17 protein-coding genes and 1 CRISPR repeat array (1 of these 18 only partly in view) are annotated in these 18,611 nt (G+C 66.9%); of the genes, 9 read left to right on the top strand and 8 right to left on the bottom strand.

All coding sequences use genetic code 11. The features are described 5' to 3' along the window. Positions 1-17: direct repeats of the CRISPR family, unit length 33 nt; it reaches 291 nt to the left of the window's first position. A 50-nt stretch (positions 18-67) separates the two neighbouring features. The 6 genes from DYI37_RS17025 to hutI form a co-directional block, all read right to left on the bottom strand. Further along, positions 68-1,483 carry an FAD-binding oxidoreductase gene (locus tag DYI37_RS17025; protein WP_116684478.1) on the bottom strand — a complete coding sequence of 472 codons (1,416 nt, stop codon included), beginning with the start codon at positions 1,481-1,483 and terminating at the stop codon, positions 68-70. 78 nt (positions 1,484-1,561) lie between these two features. Next, positions 1,562-2,161, bottom strand: a complete 600-nt coding sequence (locus DYI37_RS17020; protein WP_116684477.1) for a HutD/Ves family protein — start codon at positions 2,159-2,161, stop codon at positions 1,562-1,564. Positions 2,162-2,170: 9 nt separating this feature from the next. Then, positions 2,171-3,844 carry a urocanate hydratase gene (gene hutU / locus DYI37_RS17015; protein WP_116684476.1) on the bottom strand — a complete coding sequence of 558 codons (1,674 nt, stop codon included), beginning with the start codon at positions 3,842-3,844 and terminating at the stop codon, positions 2,171-2,173. Then, a complete protein-coding gene (gene hutG / locus DYI37_RS17010; RefSeq protein ID WP_116684475.1) occupies positions 3,841-4,650 on the bottom strand; it encodes an N-formylglutamate deformylase in 810 nt (269 codons plus the stop codon). The genes hutU and hutG overlap by 4 nt, the downstream gene beginning before the upstream one ends. A 3-nt stretch (positions 4,651-4,653) precedes the next feature. Then, positions 4,654-6,189: a histidine ammonia-lyase gene (gene hutH / locus DYI37_RS17005; RefSeq protein WP_116684474.1), complete on the bottom strand. Its 1,536-nt coding sequence runs from the start codon at positions 6,187-6,189 to the stop codon at positions 4,654-4,656. Further along, the gene (gene hutI / locus DYI37_RS17000; protein ID WP_116684556.1) at positions 6,186-7,361 is read right to left on the bottom strand and encodes an imidazolonepropionase; all 1,176 of its coding nucleotides are present in this window, start codon (positions 7,359-7,361) and stop codon (positions 6,186-6,188) included. The genes hutH and hutI overlap by 4 nt, the downstream gene beginning before the upstream one ends. 123 nt (positions 7,362-7,484) lie before the next feature. On the opposite strand from hutI, the gene DYI37_RS16995 reads away from it, so the two are divergent. Continuing rightward, positions 7,485-8,849, top strand: coding sequence for a formimidoylglutamate deiminase (locus DYI37_RS16995; protein WP_116684473.1), 1,365 nt, complete (start codon positions 7,485-7,487; stop codon positions 8,847-8,849). 43 nt (positions 8,850-8,892) lie between these two features. Here DYI37_RS16995 and DYI37_RS16990 read toward each other — a convergent pair whose 3' ends face one another. Beyond that, positions 8,893-9,825 carry a LysR substrate-binding domain-containing protein gene (locus tag DYI37_RS16990; protein ID WP_116684472.1) on the bottom strand — a complete coding sequence of 311 codons (933 nt, stop codon included), beginning with the start codon at positions 9,823-9,825 and terminating at the stop codon, positions 8,893-8,895. Between the two features lie 147 nt (positions 9,826-9,972). Here DYI37_RS16990 and DYI37_RS16985 point away from each other — a divergent pair, with 147 nt between their 5' ends. The 8 genes from DYI37_RS16985 (at position 9,973) to DYI37_RS16950 (ending at position 17,494) form a co-directional block, all read left to right on the top strand. Next, the gene (locus DYI37_RS16985) at positions 9,973-11,013 is read left to right on the top strand and encodes an aromatic ring-hydroxylating dioxygenase subunit alpha (protein ID WP_116684471.1); all 1,041 of its coding nucleotides are present in this window, start codon (positions 9,973-9,975) and stop codon (positions 11,011-11,013) included. After that, positions 11,010-12,128, top strand: coding sequence for a 2Fe-2S iron-sulfur cluster-binding protein (locus DYI37_RS16980; protein ID WP_245413977.1), 1,119 nt, complete (start codon positions 11,010-11,012; stop codon positions 12,126-12,128). Before DYI37_RS16985 ends, DYI37_RS16980 begins: the two co-directional genes overlap by 4 nt. Before the next feature lie 108 nt (positions 12,129-12,236). Beyond that, positions 12,237-13,391, top strand: a complete 1,155-nt coding sequence (hisC, locus tag DYI37_RS16975; RefSeq protein ID WP_280987340.1) for a histidinol-phosphate transaminase — start codon at positions 12,237-12,239, stop codon at positions 13,389-13,391. A gap of 221 nt (positions 13,392-13,612) precedes the next feature. Continuing rightward, a complete protein-coding gene (locus DYI37_RS16970) occupies positions 13,613-14,455 on the top strand; it encodes a transporter substrate-binding domain-containing protein (RefSeq protein WP_116684469.1) in 843 nt (280 codons plus the stop codon). 147 nt (positions 14,456-14,602) lie between these two features. Continuing rightward, the gene (locus DYI37_RS16965; RefSeq protein WP_116684468.1) at positions 14,603-15,247 is read left to right on the top strand and encodes an amino acid ABC transporter permease; all 645 of its coding nucleotides are present in this window, start codon (positions 14,603-14,605) and stop codon (positions 15,245-15,247) included. Continuing rightward, positions 15,244-15,912, top strand: a complete 669-nt coding sequence (locus DYI37_RS16960) for an amino acid ABC transporter permease (protein WP_116684467.1) — start codon at positions 15,244-15,246, stop codon at positions 15,910-15,912. Before DYI37_RS16965 ends, DYI37_RS16960 begins: the two co-directional genes overlap by 4 nt. Continuing rightward, a complete protein-coding gene (locus tag DYI37_RS16955; protein ID WP_116684466.1) occupies positions 15,909-16,700 on the top strand; it encodes an amino acid ABC transporter ATP-binding protein in 792 nt (263 codons plus the stop codon). Before DYI37_RS16960 ends, DYI37_RS16955 begins: the two co-directional genes overlap by 4 nt. Next, positions 16,700-17,494: a histidine utilization transcriptional repressor HutC gene (locus DYI37_RS16950; RefSeq protein WP_116684465.1), complete on the top strand. Its 795-nt coding sequence runs from the start codon at positions 16,700-16,702 to the stop codon at positions 17,492-17,494. The genes DYI37_RS16955 and DYI37_RS16950 overlap by 1 nt, the downstream gene beginning before the upstream one ends. A gap of 46 nt (positions 17,495-17,540) precedes the next feature. On the opposite strand, the gene speB is transcribed toward DYI37_RS16950, so the two are convergent. Further along, entirely contained in the window at positions 17,541-18,599 is a 1,059-nt protein-coding gene (gene speB / locus DYI37_RS16945) for an agmatinase (protein ID WP_116684464.1), read from the bottom strand. Positions 18,600-18,611 lie beyond the last annotated feature (12 nt).

Raw genomic sequence — 18,611 nt, 5'->3', positions numbered from 1 at the left:
AGGCGTGGATCGAAACCATGTCATCGTCCAGATCGCCCCGCCGGGCCGGTGGGGCGAGCCGGGCGGATCAGCTGGACGGGGGTTCGGCGAAGAGCTTGCCCGGATTGAACAGGTTGCTGGGATCGAGAACGGCCTTGATCTGTCCCATGAGATCGAGCTTGCGCGCATCCGAGGTCGCCCGGAGCGCGCCGATCCGCTTGGAGCCGACGCCGTGTTCTGCGGAGAACGAGCCGCCGCGCGAGGCGATGTCCCGGTAGATCGCGGCCTCGATCCGCTTCCGCAGATCCGGATCGAGCGAACCCGGTCTGTTGAGGATGATATGGAGATTGCCGTCGGCGAGATGGCCGAAGATCAGCGGCTCGAGCGTCGGATCGATCGCCGCCAGATCCTCCTCCAGCCGCAGGAGATAGGCCGGGATCTCCGACTGAGGCAGGGAGATGTCGAAGGAGGGCGCTGCGGGAAAGGCGCGGTAGACGAGATCGGTGTCCTCGCGCAGGCGCCAGATCTCTTCCTCCTGAAGCGAGGAGCCAGCGATCAGCCCGCCCACATCGGGATGACGGTCGAGAACCGCCTCGAACAGGGTTTCGAGCCCGTTCTGGAGATCGCCATGTTCGGCCCCGCCGATCGTCAGGAGCAGGAAGACCGGCGCCTTAAGATCGATGGCCGGGTCGGCCCATCCCAGAGCCTTGGAGGTCAGCGTCAGGAACGGACGCCACATCGCTTCGGCCGCACGCAGATCGACCCCCGGCATTCCGATCGCGATATTGATCGTGTCGAGAACCGCGTCCACGCTCGGCAGCGAGAGGAGCGCGCTCGCCCGCGCATGGGGCATCGGATCGAGCTTCAGTGCAAGGCGGGTGATCGCGCCGAGCGTGCCTTCCGCGCCGACGAGAAGATGCTTGAGGTCGTAGCCCGCCGAGGTCTTCACGACGCGTGTCAGGTCGTTGAAGATCGTGCCATCCGGCAGGACGGCTTCGAGGCCGAGGACGCGATGGCGCATGACGCCGTTGCGGAAGGCCATGACCCCGCCGGCATTGGTGGAGGCCATGCCGCCGAGGGTCGCCGTGCCGCGCGAGGGCAGATCGATGCCGACGTCGAGGCCGTGGGGCGCGGCGGCCTCCTGCAGCGCCTGCAGGGTGACGCCGGCACCGGCGACGACGGTCCGCTCGACAGGGTCGAGGCGCTCGATCGCGTCGAGCCGCGCGGTCGAGAGGATGACCTGCCCTTCGGCCGAGATCGCCCCGCCCACGAGCCCGGTCAGGCCGCCATGGGTGACGATCGAGACGCCGGCCTCCCGGCAAAGACGCACCACGGCCGCAAGGTCCTCGGTATCGCCGGGCCGCGCGAGAACGCCGGCGCCGAGATTGGCCGGGTCCCAGCCCGGATCCATGGCGCGCACCTCGTCTCCCGTCCGCACATTGCGCTCGCCGACAAGTGACTTCAGACGTTCGATGAAGCCCTCGGGAAGATCGGAACGGGCCATGGGGTCGTCTCTCCAGATGATGTCCCGAAAGGGGCGGCATCGCCCCGAATGTCGGGCCCGCTTGCGAGGTGCCGGGCCTCAGGGCGTGCCCGAAGCCTCCTCGCACGGATCGATTTCGATGAGAAAGGCCGTCTGCGGCATATCCGTCCGCAGGAGGATGGACGGATCGCCCCGCTCGAGGAGAAGCGCATCCCTCGGGCCGAGCATTGCCGATGATCCCTCCCCGGCCTTAGAGGCGACGGGGCCGAGCGGGATGAGAATGGTCCATTCGGCGCACGGGCGGACCGATGTCTCCGAGGAGATGTCGATCCGGCTCACACGATGCTTCGCCGTCCCGCGCCGTGCCATCACGTTGAGGTCGGTGATCGGGCCGCCCAGGAGCGAAGCCTCAGTCGCCGCATCGGCGGGAAAGGTGAAGGGCGCGGTCTCGGGCGTCAGCCGGTGCCGTCCGAACCCGTCGATGTCGAGTTCCATCCCCTCGCCTTCGAGGATCGCGAGCGTCCGGTCCACCCCGGGAAAGGCCGAAAACGGCCCGTCGCTCTCGACCCGCGCCATGGAGATGCGCCAGTCGAAACCGTCGAGGCCGGCGCCCGCAGGATGGACGGCGATCTCGATGGTCTCGCCGCCGCCGTTCTTCCAGGCCATGCGCCTGTGGTCACCGGCTCTTAAGATGCGCACGGCGCCGCCTCAGTTGCCGAGGATCGCAGGCAGGCGCAGGCCCTGTTCGCGGGCGCAGTCGAGGGCCTCGTCATAGCCGGCATCCGCGTGGCGCATGACGCCGGTCGCCGGATCGTTCCAGAGAACACGCTCCAGCCGGCGCGCCGCATCCTCGCTGCCATCGGCGCAGATCACCATGCCCGAATGCTGGGAGAAGCCCATGCCGACGCCGCCGCCATGGTGGAGCGAGACCCATGTCGCGCCCGATGCGGTGTTGAGAAGCGCGTTGAGGAGCGGCCAGTCGGAGACGGCGTCCGAGCCGTCCTTCATCGCCTCGGTCTCGCGATTGGGCGAGGCGACCGAGCCGGAATCGAGGTGATCGCGGCCGATGACGACCGGCGCCTTGAGTTCGCCCGAGGCGACCATCTCGTTGAAGGCGAGGCCAAGCCTGTGACGATCGCCGAGACCCACCCAGCAGATGCGCGCCGGCAGGCCCTGGAAGCTGATCCGCTCCCGCGCCATGTCGAGCCAGCGGTGGAGGTGGTGATTGTCCGGCAGGAGTTCCTTCACCTTGGCGTCGGTCTTGTAGATATCCTCCGGATCGCCGGAGAGCGCGGCCCAGCGGAACGGCCCGACGCCCCGGCAGAAGAGCGGCCGGATATAGGCCGGCACGAAGCCCGGAAAGTCGAACGCGTTTTCCAGCCCCTCGTCTTTCGCCACCTGGCGGATATTGTTGCCGTAATCCAGCGTCGGAACGCCCTGTTCGTGGAAGGCCAGCATCGCTTCCACATGGGTGCGCATGGAGGCGCGTGCCGCCTTCTCGACCGCCTTCGGGTCGCTTTCGCGCTTCGCGCGCCACTCGCCCATGGTCCAGCCGGCCGGCAGATAGCCGTTGATCGGGTCGTGGGCGGAGGTCTGGTCGGTGACGATATCGGGGCGGATGCCGCGCCGGACCATCTCGGGCAGGATCTCGGCGGCATTGCCGAGAAGACCGACGGATTTCGCCTCGCCGGCCTTCGTCCAGGCCTCGATCATCGCCATGGCCTCGTCCAGCGTCTCGGCCTTCTCGTCGACATAGCGGGTGCGCAGGCGGAAATCGATGGAATCCGGGTTGCACTCGATGGCAAGGCAGGAGGCGCCGGCCATGACGGCGGCGAGCGGCTGGGCCCCGCCCATGCCGCCGAGCCCGCCGGTCAGCACCCATTTGCCCTTCAGATTGCCGCCGTAATGCTGGCGCCCGGCCTCGACGAAGGTCTCGTAGGTGCCCTGCACGATGCCCTGCGTGCCGATATAGATCCAGGAACCGGCGGTCATCTGGCCGTACATGGCCAGGCCCTTCTTATCCAGCTCGTTGAAATGGTCCCAGGTCGCCCAGTGGGGCACGAGGTTGGAGTTGGCGATGATGACGCGCGGCGCGTCCTTGTGGGTGCGGAAGACGCCGACCGGCTTGCCGGACTGGACGAGCAGCGTCTCGTCCTCGTCGAGGGTGCGCAGGCTGGCGGCGATGCGGTCGAAATCGTCCCAGGTGCGCGCCGCCCGGCCGATGCCGCCATAGACGACCAGCTCATGGGGGTTCTCGGCGACTTCGGCATCGAGATTGTTCATGAGCATGCGCAGCGGGGCTTCGGTGAGCCAGCTCTTGGCCGAAATCTCGGTGCCCCTCGGGCTGCGGACGTCGCGGATGTTGTGGCGGGGATTGGTCATCGGGGGGCCTCTGAAAGGGAAGGTGCGAGCGCTTCGATTTGGCTGAGGAGCGTTTTCAGAACGGGCCGCAGGCGCTCCGTGCGGACGGGATCGAGGTCGAAGGGCGGGGTCTCGCGCGCCAGATGCGTGACCTGCGCCAGCTCCATCTGGATGGCGTGGACGCCGGTGCCCGGCTCGCCGTAATGGCGCGTCGTCCAGCCGCCCCGGAAGCGACCGTTGAGGACGCTGGTATAGCCGTCAGCACCGGCGCAGGTCTCGGCTACGGCCCGCTCGATCGCCGGATCGCAGGTCCGCCCGTTATCCGTGCCGATGTTAAAATCCGGCAGCACGCCCTCGAAGAGATGGGGGATCTGCGAGCGGATCGAATGGCAGTCGTAGAGAATGGCGATACCATGCGCCCCGCGCACTCGCTCGATCTCGGCCCGCAGCGCCTCGTGATAGGGCCGGTGGAAGCGTTCCACGCGCTCGGCGATGTCGTCTTCGCTCGGCTCCGAACCGTCACGCCAGATCGGCACATCGTCGAAGGTCGTTACCGGCACGAGCCCGGTCGTGTTCTGGCCGGGATAAAGGCTCTCACCCGACGGATCGCGATTGGCGTCGATGCAGTAGCGATGGAAGGTCGCGCGCACCGTGGTCGCGTCCTTCAGAAGCCCGTCATAGAGGCGGTGGATGTGCCAGTCCGTATCGCGAAGCACACGGCCTTCATCGTTCAGACGGGCCGCGATGTCCTCCGGAACCTCCGTTCCCGTATGGGGAAAGGCAAGAACGACCGGCGAGGAGCCGCGATGGATCTCGACCATGGTCATGGATCAGTCTCCCAGCATGGGCAGGAGCCCGGCCGGAAGGCTCGCCTCGATCCGCCCCTCGGCAACGAGGCTCGAAGCTGCGGCGAGTTCGGTCGCGAGATAGCGGTCTTCTTCGAGGCTCGGCACGACGCTGCGGATCGCGGCCATGGCCTTCAGGAGATCGGGGCTGGTGTCGAGGGGCCCGCGCAGCTCCACCCCTCGCGCCGCCGTCACGGCCTCGATGCCGACGATGCCGAAGAGGTTCTCCGTCATCTGGAGAAGCCGCCTTGCGCCGTGGCAGGCCATGGAGACGTGATCCTCTTGATTCGCCGATGTCGGTGTCGAATCCACCGAGGCCGGATGGGACATCTGCTTGTTCTCGCTCATCAGAGCAGCCGAGGTGACCTCGGCGATCATCAGGCCGGAGTTGAGGCCCGGCTTCTTGGCGAGGAAGGCCGGCAGGCCGTGGGACAAGGCCGGGTCCACCAGAAGCGCGATGCGGCGCTGGGTGATCGCGCCGATCTCGCAGATCGCAAGGGCGATCTGATCGGCTGCAAAGGCGACCGGCTCGGCATGGAAGTTGCCGCCCGAGACGATCGTGTCGTCGGACAGGACCAGCGGGTTGTCGGTCACGGCATTGGCTTCGATCCGAAGCGTGCGGGCCGCCTGGCGCAGAAGGTCGAGGCAGGCGCCCATCACCTGGGGCTGGCAGCGGATGCAATAAGGGTCCTGCACCCGCTCGTCGCCCTCCACGTGGCTTTCACGGATCGCCGAGCCGTCGAGAAGCGCACGCAGGGCAGAGCCCATGTCGATCTGGCCCTGATGGCCGCGAAGGGTGTGGATATCGGGATGGAACGGGGCGGAGGAGCCCATGGCGGCATCTGTCGCGAGCGCGCCGGTGACGGTCGCCGCACGCAGGGCCCGGCCCGCGCGGAAGAGACCGGCGAGCGCGAGGGCGGTCGAGGTCTGGGTGCCGTTGATGAGCGCGAGACCTTCCTTCGCCGTCAGCTCAATCGGCGCAAGTCCCGCCCGCCTCAGCGCATCGGCGCCGGAAAGGCGCTCGCCCTCGAAGAAGGCCTCGCCCTCCCCCATCATGACGGCGGTCATATGGGCGAGCGGCGCAAGGTCGCCCGAGGCGCCGACCGAGCCCTTTTCGGGGATCACGGGAACGACGCCGCGCTCCATCATCGCCTCGATCAGCCGCACGAGTTCGAGCCGGACGCCGGACGCGCCGCGCCCCAGCGAGACGAGTTTCAGCGCCATCACGAGGCGCACGACGTTTTCGGGAAGCGGCGCGCCGAGGCCGCAGCAATGGGAGAGGATCAGGTTGCGCTGGAGTTTCGCGACGTCGGCCGCGTCGATCTTGATCGATGCGAGTTTTCCGAAGCCGGTATTGATGCCGTAGACCGGCGCATTGCCGCGCGCGACGGCCGCCACCCTCTCCGCGCCCCTGGTGATCGCGGCGTCGAAGCCGGTATCGAGCCGGGCCGGCTCGCCGCTCCAGTAGAGATGTTCGAGGTCTTCGAGCGAGACCGAACCGGGATGGAGAACCAGCGTCATGATTCGATCTTTCGTCCTTTGAAGACCCGCATGTGGAGGGGATTGAAGCCGAAGCGGTAGACGAGCTCGGCCGGGCTCGTGACGTTCCAGACGGAAAGATCGGCCGATTTCCCGGCTTCGATCGTGCCGGTCTCGTCCTCAAGGCCGAGGGCTCTCGCCGCCTCGCGCGTGGTGCCGGCAAGACATTCGGCGACGGTCATGCCGAAGAAGGTCGCCGCCATGTTCATGGCGAGAAGCAGCGAGGTCATGGGCGAGGTTCCGGGATTGCAATCCGTCGCGACCGCCATGGGCACACCGGCGGCACGAAGCGCTGCCATGGGCGGCACCTGCCTTTCGCGGATCGCGTAGAAGGCGCCGGGCAGGAGAACCGCGACGGTTCCGGCTCGGGCCATCGCCTCGACCCCGTCCGCGCCCAGATATTCCAGGTGATCGGCCGAGAGCGCCCCATAGGAAGCGGCGAGCTTCGCCCCGCCGAGATCGGACAGCTGCTCGGCATGGAGCTTGACCGGAAGCCCTAAGGATTTCGCCTTGTCGAACACCGTCGCGATCTCGTCCGTCGAGAAGGCGATACCTTCGCAGAACCCGTCAACCGCGTCGATCAGGCCTTCCGCCGCGCCCTGCTCCATGCCGGGCAGCACCACATCGGCGAAGTAATCGGCGTTGCGGCCCTTGTATTCGGCAGGCGTCGCATGAGCGGCGAGCCAGCTCGTGACGATGCGCACCGGCCGCTCGCGCGAGAGCGCCCGCGCCGCGCGCAGCATGTCGAGTTCCGGCTCGATGGCGAGCCCGTAGCCGGACTTGATCTCGATCGTGGAAACGCCCTCGCTCAGAAGCGCGTCGAGACGGGGAAGCGCGGAGGCGACGAGGCCTTCGACCCCCGCCTCGCGCGTCGCACGGACGGAAGAGACGATGCCGCCGCCTGCCCGCGCGATCTCCTCGTAGCTCGCCCCCTCCAGCCGCATCTCGAATTCGCGGGCGCGGTCGCCGCCGTGAACGAGATGGGTGTGGCAGTCGATCATCGCCGGGGTGACGAGGCGTGCTCCGAGGCTCTCGGCCTCCACGTCCCGCCATTCGGAGGGAAGCTCCGATCGCGGACCTGCGAAGGCGATGCGCCCGCCTTCGACCGCGATCGCGGCGTCCGCGATGGTTCGGGTGCCGTCCGTTCCGGTCATCGGCGCCAGGGTCAGGTCGGTCCAGAGGGTCCGTGTCACGTCAGCCGTTCTCCGCCCTTTTCAATGGAGTGGCCTATCGATATGTATATACAAAATACTTGTCAAGCGAAGCGGAGCCCGCCCATGCGCATTCACGCCGAAGCCGCACTCCTGCCCGATGGCTGGACGCGGGACGTCACGGTCGAAATCGGAAAGGACGGGGCGATCGCATCGGTCGTCCGGTCCGCCGGCGAGCCGCCGGATCATTCGGTCGCGGTGCTGCTGCCGGCCGTCGCCAATCTCCACAGCCACACCTTCCAGCGCGCGATGGCGGGAATGACGGAGACGCGGAGCCCGGAAGGCAAGGGCGACAGTTTCTGGACCTGGCGGACCCTGATGTACCGCTTCCTCGACATCCTCACGCCGGACGAGATCGAGGCGGTGGCGCGCTTCGCCTTCATGGAAATGCTGGAGGCGGGCTACGGGGCGGTCGCCGAGTTCCACTACCTCCACCACGCGGCAGGCGGTGACGCCTATGGCGACAGGGCCGAGCTTGCGGGCCGGATCGTCAGGGCCGCCGGCACCACCGGTATCGGCCTGACGCTTCTCCCGGTCTACTATCAACGGGGCGGTCTCGACGGCCGGCCCCTCGCCGGCGGCCAGCTCCGCTTCGGCAACGATCTCGATGGATTTGCAAGGCTTCTCGACGGCGCGCGCCACCATCTGAAGACGCTCGGGCCCGATGCCCGCCTCGGTCTTGCGCCCCATTCCCTGCGGGCCGCGAGTGCGGGGGATATCGCGCAGCTCGCGGCCCGGATGCCGGAATCGCCGATCCATCTGCATATCGCCGAACAGGAGGCCGAGGTCGCGGAGGTCGAGGCCGCGACCGGCCGCCGTCCCGTCGAATGGCTTCTGGAGAGCTTCGATGTCGACGAGCGCTGGTGCCTCGTCCACGCGACGCAGATGACCCCGTCCGAGACCGAAGCCATGGCGAAGTCCGGCGCGATCGCAGGCCTCTGTCCCGTCACCGAGGCCAATCTCGGCGACGGCACGTTCCCCGCGAGCCCGTTTCTCGCGGCGGGCGGCCGGTTCGGCGTCGGCACCGACTCCAATGTGCGCATCTCCCTCGCCGAGGAGCTGCGCCAGCTCGAATATTCCCAGCGTCTCCTCCGCAAGGCCCGGTCGGTCCTGGCCGAGCCCGGCGGCTCGGTCGGGCGCTTCCTTTACGAAGGCGCGCTTGCCGGTGGCTCTGCGGCCCTCGGGCGCGAGAGCGGGCGGATCGAGGCCGGATGCATCGCCGATCTCATGAGCCTTCGCGCCGATGCCTCCAGCGATCTTCCGGACGGCGACGCCGTTCTCGATGGCTGGATCTTCGCGGCGAACGGCATCGCGGTCGACGAGGTCTGGTCGGCGGGCCGGCATGTGGTCGAGGGCGGAGTTCATCATCGCCGCGACGAGATCGCGGCTGCCTATCGCGCCGCGCAGCGCGCGATCCGATCGCGCCTCTAGATGGGCTGACAGGGCGGAGAGCCCGGCCCGCGCGGCCATCCAGTCAGGCGAAGGTCTTCGACCAGTGCAGCGTCGCGCCGTTCTGCTCCTGCCCGAGCGAACCGATCCAGGAGCGCAGCTTCGAGCCGAGCGGCTTTTCGAGGGCGGAACGCTCCCAGGCGACGAAATAGGGCTCGGCGAGCCGCAGGGGTCGCTCGAACGGCACCACGAGCCGCCCTGCCCTGATATCGGCGGCCGCCATCGACCATTGGGCGAGCACGAAGCCGCGCCCTTGGATGGCCGCATCGATCGCAGCGCTCGAGAGCGAGAGAAGCACCTCGCCCTCCCGCTTCCTGTAGGGCTCGCCGATGCTGGCCGCCCATTCGTTCCAAGTGGGCGGCTGGCGGTGGTCGCGCGCCCAGGCGATGCCGAGAAGCGTCGTCGCCAGGATCGCGCCCGGCTCCTTCACGGGGTGCCGGGCGAGGAATTCGGGCGAGCAGGCCGGCACGACCCAATCGGTGAAGAGCTCGGCATACTGATCGTAATTCTGGCTTTTGCCCCCGTAGGAGATGCGGAAATCGACCTCCTCGGCCGTGAGATCGGGCTCGATCTCCCGCGCCAGAAGATTGACGGTCGTCCCCGCATGCCTCGACTGCCAGTCGAAGAGAGCCGGCGTCAGCCATTTGCTGGCGAGCGAGGGCAGACAGGAGATGGTGAGGACGCTCGACATGCGCATCCTCTCGATCGCCTCCTGCGCCTCGCGAAAGCCGGCAAAGCTCTTCGAGATCATCTCATGATAGCGCCGGCCCCAATTGGTGAGCGCCACCGTGCGTCCGCGGCGCTCCACGAGATTGATGCCGAGCGCCTCCTCGGCCTTGCGGAGCTGCTGGCTGACGGCGCCCGCCGAAACCCCGAGTTCGGCCGCCGCTTTCGTCACGCTTCCCACCCGGCCGAAGGCCTCGAACGCCTCGAGAGCGCGCAGCGACGGCGCCTTCATCCTGTCATCCGGGCGAAAAGGGTGGGGACCATGGTCGGGACGGCGATTTACGTTGTAGATTTTCTAAACAATAACACAGCCGCAGCCGGCTTTCCACGCGCGTGACCGTTCCGTAGCATCGCCGCCGAGAGACAATGGAGACGGATCATGTATCTGAGGAACAGCTGGTATGTCGCGGCCTGGGACAGCGAAGTCGTCGCCGGCGAGTTGAAGCCGGTCACGCTTCTTGGGGAAAACGTCGTTCTCTATCGCAAGAAGGATGGAACGGTCGCCGCCCTGGAAGACGCCTGCCCCCATCGCAAGCTGCCGCTCTCCATGGGCCGCATCAAGGGCGACGACGTCGAATGCGGCTATCACGGCCTCACCTTCGACTGCACCGGCACCTGCACCCGCGTGCCCGGCGCCGAGAAGATTCCCCATGTCGCGCGTGTGCGCTCCTATCCCATATCCGAGCGCTACGGCCTTCTCTGGGTGTGGATGGGCGATGCGGCGCTCGCCGACGAATCGAAGATCTTCGAGGTCGAGCATTACGGCGATCCGAGCTGGGGCGTGAACCGCGGCGAGTCGATGGTTCTCGACTGCAACTATCTCTACATGACCGACAACCTGCTCGATCCCTCCCACGTCGCCTGGGTCCACCAGTCCTCCTTCGGCAATGCCGCGACGGAGGAAGCCCCGCTCGAGACGACGGTCGGAACCGACGGCGTCACCGTCTGGCGCTGGATGATCGACGTGGAGCCGGCGCCCTTCTACGCGCCCTTCCTGAAGTTTGCGGGCAATTGCGACCGCAAGCAGCACTACGAGGTCCGCTATCCCTCGAACGCCATCATCAAGGCGATCTTCGTGCCGGCCAACACCGGCGGGGAGGACAAGCCCCTGCATGAAGACGTGTTCCTGATGGACAGCTACAACTTCATGACGCCCGTCGACGAGAACCACACCAAATATTACTGGTTCCAGATGCGCAATTTCGCACCCGACGACGCGGAGATTTCCAGCCGCTTCGCAGCCTCCGTGCGCGGCGCCTTCGAGGAGGACCGGGCCGTCCTCAATGCCGTCCACAAGGGCATGGCCAACAAGCAGACGCCCAATCTCGACCTGAAGATCGATGTCGGCCCCTTGCGCTTCCGCCGCAATCTGGCCAAGCGGATCGAGGCGGAGAACCAGCTCGCGGTGGCTGCCGAATGAGCGGCGGGGGCGCCGCGCCATCTATGCAGCCGAAGGGCGGGTTCCGCGATCTCGTAGTGGTGGACAAAGTCCGCGAGAGCGAGACGATCACCTCCTTTTATCTGAAGCCCGCCGACCCGGACGGCTGGCGTCCCTTCGAGCCGGGCCAGTTCCTCGTCTTCCGCCTTCCGCTGCCGGACGAAACGAGCCTTCTGCGCAATTACAGCGTCTCATCCTCCCCGAAGGCCGAGGGGCTCTACCGGATCAGCGTCAAGCGGGAGGCCGCCCGCGAAGCGGGACAGCCGGACGGTCTCGGCTCGCTTCACCTGCACGACCGGACCGGGATCGGCGCCGTTCTGAAGGCCGAGGGCCCGCGCGGCGGCTTCGTCCTCGATCGTGGCAGCGATCGGCCGGTCGTCCTTCTCAGCGGCGGCGTCGGCCTGACGCCCATGGTCTCGATGCTGCATGACCTTGCCGGGAGCGACCGGCGGGCGATCTTCATCCATGCCTGCGACAATGGCGAGGTCCATGCGCTGAGGGACGAAGTGGCGGAACTCGTCGCCGCCAATCCCAATCTCTCGGCCCATATCCGCTACCGCTTCCCCAGCGAGGCGGACAGGGCTGAGGCCCGCCACGACAGCGAGGGCGTCGTGACGAGGGAGCTCCTCCAGAGCCTCCTTCCGCTCGACGACTACGACTTCTATCTCTGCGGCCCGCCGCCCTTCATGCAGAGCGTCTTCACGATCATTCGCGGCCTCGGCGTCGACAAGTCGCGGATCGCCTACGAATTCTTCGGCCCGGCCACCGTGCTCGACAGAGCCGAGACCGAGGCCCCCTCCCCGGCGCCTGCACCCGAGGCGCCCCGCGAGACGGCCGAGGGAGCGCCCGTCATCGAGTTCCGGAAGTCCGGCATCACGGTGCCCTGGACCGATGGCGCCGAATCGATCCTCTCCTTTGCCGAGGATCAGGGGCTGTCACCCGCTTTCAGCTGCCGTGCCGGCATCTGCAGCACCTGCAAGACCGCGCTTCTCGAAGGCGATGCCGATTATTTCGAGGAGCCGCTGGACGACCTGGAGGACGGTGAGATCCTGATCTGCTGCTCGCGGCCGAAAACCTCCCTCGTTCTCGATCTCTGATCTGCAGCATCGGAGCGAAACGTGGACCCGGCTCTCCGCCCATCCGATGCGCCGGCCTTAGACAGAGCCTTCCCGCCCCTTCTTCCGTTCGTGAGGACGATACACCCCGTGACGATCAGCACGCCCCCCAGCCCGAACCACGGTCCGTCCCTCAACCCGCATGTGGCCGCCCTTCCGCCCTACAATGCCGGGATGAACATCGCGCTCGCCCGCAAGGCGAGCGGCCGGGACGACATCGCCCGCCTTGCCAGCAACGAGAACCCCGACGGCTGCTCGCCCCGGGTGCTCGCAGCTCTCGCCGATCCCGCGCTCGAGCCCTGGCGCTATGCGGACCCGGCCTGCACGGCGCTTCGCGCGGCTCTCGGCGAGACCTTCGGCGTCGATGCCGAGACGATCGTCGTCGGCAACGGCTCGGAGGAGATGATCGCCGCCATCTCGCGCGCCGCCCTCGTCCCCGGCGCCGGCGTCCTCACGGTCGTCCCGAGCTTCGGCCTCCACGAAATCGAGCCGATGGCGCAAGGGGCGAGCGTCACCAAGATCGCGATGACCGAGGACCTCGGCTTCGATATCGACGCGCTGGAACGGGCCCTGGCGGACGAGCCTGCAGTCTTCTTCCTGTCCTCGCCCTGGAACCCGGTCGGCACCGGTCTCGACCGCAGTTCGCTTCAACGCCTGCTGCGCGCGACGCGGCAGGGCACGCTCTTCGTTCTCGACGAAGCCTATGTGGAATATGCCGACGAGGACGCGCCCGACGGGCTGGCGCTCCTGCGCGAAAGCGGCGCCAGCTTCGTTTCCCTCCGTACCTTCTCCAAGGCGTTCGGGCTTGCGGGTCTGCGCGTCGGCTATGCCATCTGTTCGGACACGCGGATCGCACGCGCCGTCTCGGCCGCCAAGACGCCGTTCAACGTGAACGCCGCCGCCCAGACCGCCGCCCTCGCCGCGCTCGGCGACATGGACTGGATGCGCGAATCGGTCGGCCGCCGGCGCATCGAGCGCGAACGGGTGAGTGCCGCGCTGACGGCGCTCGGCTTTCGCCCCGCGCCCTCGCAGACCAATTCCGTGTTCTTCGATTGCGGCACGGACAGCGCCGATCTCGCGGCCGCCATGCTGAAACAGGGGATCGTCATCAAGGCCTGGCGGGAAATGGGCTACGAGCGCTTCGTCCGCGTAACCATCGGGACCGAGGCGGAGAACGACCGGTTTCTCACCGTGCTCCGGTCGCTACAGGCCGCATCCAGCGACCGTGAAACCCATGCCGGCTGATCGGCGACGGCTCGCCGGCCGTGCTTTGAGCGCCGCGTGACCGGCGAATGATCGCCGCGTCGCGGACGATGGCGCGAATGATTAATTTCTAGACGCTTTTCAGGCTGCACAAGAATTGACAAGATGAGAACGATGGGTTTCATTATGTCTAGTCATATTGGCGGAATCGAACCGACCGCCGAGGACCGTGACGCCCGATCGATCAACTGGAGATCAGTTCAATGCAGAAGCGCATCTTCCTGAAAGCAGTCCTTGGCCTGTCGGTCGCCCTCGGCGTGTCGTTCGCCGGCAGCAATCTCGCCTCAGCCCAGGACGCGCTCGAAAAGGTCAAATCCTCGGGCACCCTCACGGTCGGCACCGAAACCGCCTTCGCACCCTTCGACTTCATCGACGAGACCGGCACCCATGCCGGCCTGAATGTCGACCTTTTCGAAGAGATCGGCAAGGAGATGGGCGTCGAGATCAAGTGGGTCGAGCTGCCGTGGGAAGGCGTGCTGCCCGGTCTCGAAGCCGGCCAGTTCGACATGGTCGCGGGCCCGGCCACCATCACCAAGGCCCGAATGGAGCGCTATCGCTTCCTCTCGCCCGTCGCCGAGGCGACCGTCGCCATCCTGAAGAAGGCCGGAGACGACAGCATCGAGAAGCCGGAGGACATCGCCGGCAAGCTTGTCGGCTCCGGCAAGGCGACCGCCCAGCTCGCCCAGCTCCAGGAATACGGCGCAACCCTTCCCGAGCCCGTCGAGACGCGCGAATATGTCGGCTTCAACGAGGCCTATGCGGATCTGGCAGCCGGGCGCATCGTCGCCGTCGCCAATTCGCTGCCGAACATCGCCTATCTGGCGTCCCAGCAGCCGGACGTCTTCGAGACCGTCCTGCCCCCCTTCGGCAAGAGCACCTATTTCGGCTATATCGGCACGAAGAAGCCTGAGGATCAGGCCCTTCTCGACGCGGTCAACGACGCGCTCCTGAAGATCAAGGCAGACGGCCGGCTGGGCGAGCTCCAGAAGAAGTGGTTCGGCCAGACCTTCGATACGCCCGAAGCAGTGACCGACCCGAACGTCTGATCGACGCGGCCGGCACGAGCGCCGGTCGCCTGAACCCTCGATGCGCCCGTTCCTTGCGACGGGCGCGTCCGCCGGGTCGCGCAGCGCCCTTCGATGACGGGGCGCCCCTCGCCGCCTTCCCCCACGCAAAGAGTTTCGAGATCATCCATGTCGATGCGACTGTTCGAACTGATGCTGTGGGCTGCCGGGAACACGATCCTTCTCAGTGCGATCTCGATCCTGATCGGCTTCGTGATCGGCCTCATGGTCTGCGCGGCCAAGGTGTCGGCGAACCCGTTCCTGCGCATTCCCGGAACGCTCTATGTCAGCCTGTTCCGCGGCGTACCTCTCCTCGTCCAGCTGCTCCTGATCTACAACCTGCTCCCGGCCGTCGGCATCATGGTGCCGAGCGTCGTCGCGGCCGTTATCGGACTTTCCCTGTGCACGGCGGCCTATCAGGCCGAGAACCTGCGGGGCGGCTTCCAGTCGGTGCCGCGCGGTCTTCTCGAAGCCGCCGACATGGTGGGCATGAGCCCCTGGAAGCAGCTCGTGCGCATCCGCGCGCCCATCGCCTTCCGCCTCACTCTGCCCGCCCTCGTCAACGAGGCGATCCTCATTCTCAAGGCGTCCTCGCTGGTCTCCGTCGTCGGCGTCATCGAACTGACCCGCATGGCGCAGAACCTCTCGGCCTCGTCATTCCGCCCGCTTCTCTTCTATTCGGTGGCCGGCGCCATGTATCTCGTCATCTGCTGGGCGGTCGCGGGCGGCGGCTCCATCGCCGAGCGCATGCTCAGGACCGGGAGCCGCGCATGACCCTGGATTTCGGCCTCATCGTCCAGAACCTGCCGGAGATCCTCGCCGCCTTCTGGATGACGATCTGGATCTGGATCGTCTCGAACATTCTCGCGGTGGCCTTCGGCTTCGCTGTCGCGACCCTCAGGCGCTACGGCCCGGGCTGGCTCGGCCTTCTCCTGCGGCTCTTCGTCGAGGTCATTCGCGGCACGCCCTTCCTCGTCCAGCTCTTCCTTCTCTATTTCGGCGGGCCCTTCATCGGCCTCTCCCTCGATCCCATTCCGGCGGGCCTTCTCGGCATGACGGTCTATGCGACCGCCTATTACAGCGAGATCTTCCGGGCCGGCTACAATGCGGTGCCGGTGGGCCATGTGGAGGCGGCCGAATGCGTCGGGCTGACGCGCGGCCAGATCATCCGGCGCATTCTCGTGCCCGAGATGACGATGCTGGTGCTTCCCCAATGCGTCAACATGGCGATCCTGATGATGAAGGAGACCGCCATCCTGTCGATCATCACCGTGCCGGAACTCACCCTCGTCGTCGGGGCCATCGGGTCCCAGCAATATGCCTTCGTCGAGGCGATGTTCCTGCTCGCCCTCTTCTACTGGTTCCTCGTCGAAGTCTCCGGCTTCCTCGGACGCATCGCCGAGGCCAGACTGTCCAAGTTCAGGTTTGCCCATTCATGACCCGATCCGCTGTCCTGGTCCGCGACGTCCACAAGTCGTTCGGCGATGTCGAGGTCCTGAAGGGGATCGATCTCGCGGTGCCGCAAGGCTCCACCACCTGCCTTCTCGGGCCGTCGGGCTCCGGCAAGTCGACCCTTCTGCGCTGCATGGCGTTCCTCGAGGAGACGACATCGGGGACGATCGAGATCAACGGTCAGCCCCTCGGCTTCGCCGAGACCGGCGACGGCCGGCGGACCCGGCTTCCGGCCGGCGATATCCGCAAGGTCCGCTCGCGGATCGGCATGGTCTTCCAGCAGTTCAATCTGTGGCCGCACATGACCGCCCTCGGCAACGTGACCGAGGCGCTCGTCACCGTGCGCGGCATGAAACGCAAGGAGGCCAACGCGAAAGGCGAGGCCCAGCTCGCCCGCGTCGGTCTCGGCGATCGCGGTCACCACTACCCGTCCGAGCTGTCGGGCGGGCAGCAGCAACGCGTGGCCATCGCCCGCGCGCTCGCGCTCGAACCCGATATCCTCCTCTTCGACGAGCCCACCTCCTCGCTCGATCCCGAACTGACCGGCGAAGTCCTCAACGTCATGCGCGAGCTCGCCGGCGGCGGCATGACCATGGTGGTCGTCACCCATGAGATCGGCTTTGCCGCAAGCGTCGGCGACAAGATCGTCTTTCTCGACCAGGGCAAGCTGCTTCTCGACGGCCCGCCCTCGGAGATCTTCGGCGCACCCCGCCATCCCCGGCTCCAGCAATTCCTCGAGACCTATCTCGATCGCGGCGCCGCAACGCTCGTCTGATGGATGAGGAACGGCATCACGGACCAGAGGGCGGCGGAACCGGGGAGACGTCCGCCGCAGGCACCGATATCGGGAGCGAGGCCGCACAGCCCCGGCGCTCGCTGCACCAGACCATCCTCGAAAGCCTGAAGGGGCGCATCCTGTCGGGCGAATGGCCGCCGGGAACGCAGGTGCCGTTCGAACAGGATCTCGCCCGGCGGTTCGGCTGCTCGCGCATGACCGTGAACAAGGTGATGACGCAGCTCGCCGCCGCCGGCCTCGTGGAGCGGCGCAGAAAGGCCGGCACCTTCGTCAGGCGGCCCCAGTCGCAGACGGCGATCATGACGATCATGGACATCCGTTCGGAGGTCGAGAGCCTCGGCCTGTCCTACCACTACGAGATCCTCTCACGCGAGACACGGGACGCGGACGGCGAAGAGGCGCGCTGGCTCGGGTCCGAGGGACGGGTGGTCGCCGTGACCTGTCGCCATTTCGCCGCCCGCCAGCCCTTCTGCTTCGAGGACCGGTTGATCAATCTCGCAACGGTACCCGAGGCCGCGCGGGAGAGTTTCAGAACCCTGTCGCCGGGCGCATGGCTCGTCTCCAAGGTTCCCTGGTCCGATGCCGAATACCGCATCCGGGCGATCGCGGCGGACGAGGAGATCGCAGGCCGCCTCCTGATCAAGCCCGGCTCGCCCTGCCTCAGGATCTCGCGCCGCACCATGATCGACACCGTGCCGGTGACCTCCGTCACCCTCACCTATCCCGGCACTGATCACGAGGTCTCGGCCCGCTTCGCCTCTCAGGCGATCTGAAGCGCCCGCACCCGACCGCTTCGGGAGCGAGGGCTCGCGCGGCCGTTCAGGACCGCCCGCTGTTCTCGAAGCGCCTGGAAAGCCGTGCGAGGCTCAGGATCTCGAACAGCATCTGCGCACCCGCATGGGCGGTGTTCGTCGTCGTGTCGTATTGGGGCGCGACTTCCACCACGTCGCCGCCGACGATGTCGAGGCCGGAAAGACCGCGCAGGATGCCTTGCGCCTCCCGCGTCGTCAGCCCGCCGATCTCCGGCGTGCCGGTGCCGGGCGCAAAGGCCGGATCGAGGCTGTCGATGTCGAAGGAGACGTAGACCGGTCCGTCACCGACGACGGCCCGCGCCGTCTCGACGATCGCCGGAACGCCGAGCCCCGTCACCTCCTCGGAATGGATCACCGTCATGCCGCTCTCGTAGGAGAACTCCCACAGATATTCCGAGGAACCGCGGATCCCGATCTGGATGGTGCGCTCGGGATCGAGCACTCCGTCGAGAACCGCCTGCCGGAACGGCCCGCCATGGTGGAACTTGCAGCCCTCATATGGACCCGAGGTGTCGCAATGGGCATCGATATGGATCATGCCGACCGGCCTCTCGGCCCCGATCGCCTTGAGGATCGGCAGCGAGACGGAATGATCGCCGCCGACGAAGAGCGGCATGGCGCCGGCCGTCACGATCTTGCGGGCGGCCTCCTCGATATCGGCATGGGAGAGCGCGATGTCGAAGCGCGAACGGAAAGGAATATCGCCGATATCGGCGACGTTCAGCTCGTGGGTCGGCATCGTCTTCAGGACGTGGTTATAGGGTCCGACCCGTTCGATCGAGCGCAGGGCGCGCGGCCCGAAGCGAGAGCCGTTGCGATTGGTGACGCCGAGATCCATGGGCACGCCGACGAGCGCGATGTCGAGCCCGGAAAGATCGAGGGCCGCCCAGTCGACGGCACGGTGGGGAACGTCGAGAAGGGTCGGCATCCCGGCATAGGGCGCGACCCGCGTTCCCTTCTTGTCGAACAGCCGATCCGCAACCTTCGCAAAGCCCGGATCGTAGACCGCGCGCTCGTTCTCGCCCGAATAGCGGGCGCGCAGTTCGTCGAGCTTTGCCTCATCCATGTCCCGTCGATC

Source organism: Fulvimarina endophytica, from assembly GCF_003403015.1.
GTDB classification, from domain to species: Bacteria; Pseudomonadota; Alphaproteobacteria; order Rhizobiales; family Rhizobiaceae; genus Fulvimarina; species Fulvimarina endophytica.
This window is presented reverse-complemented; position numbering and strand designations above follow the sequence as displayed.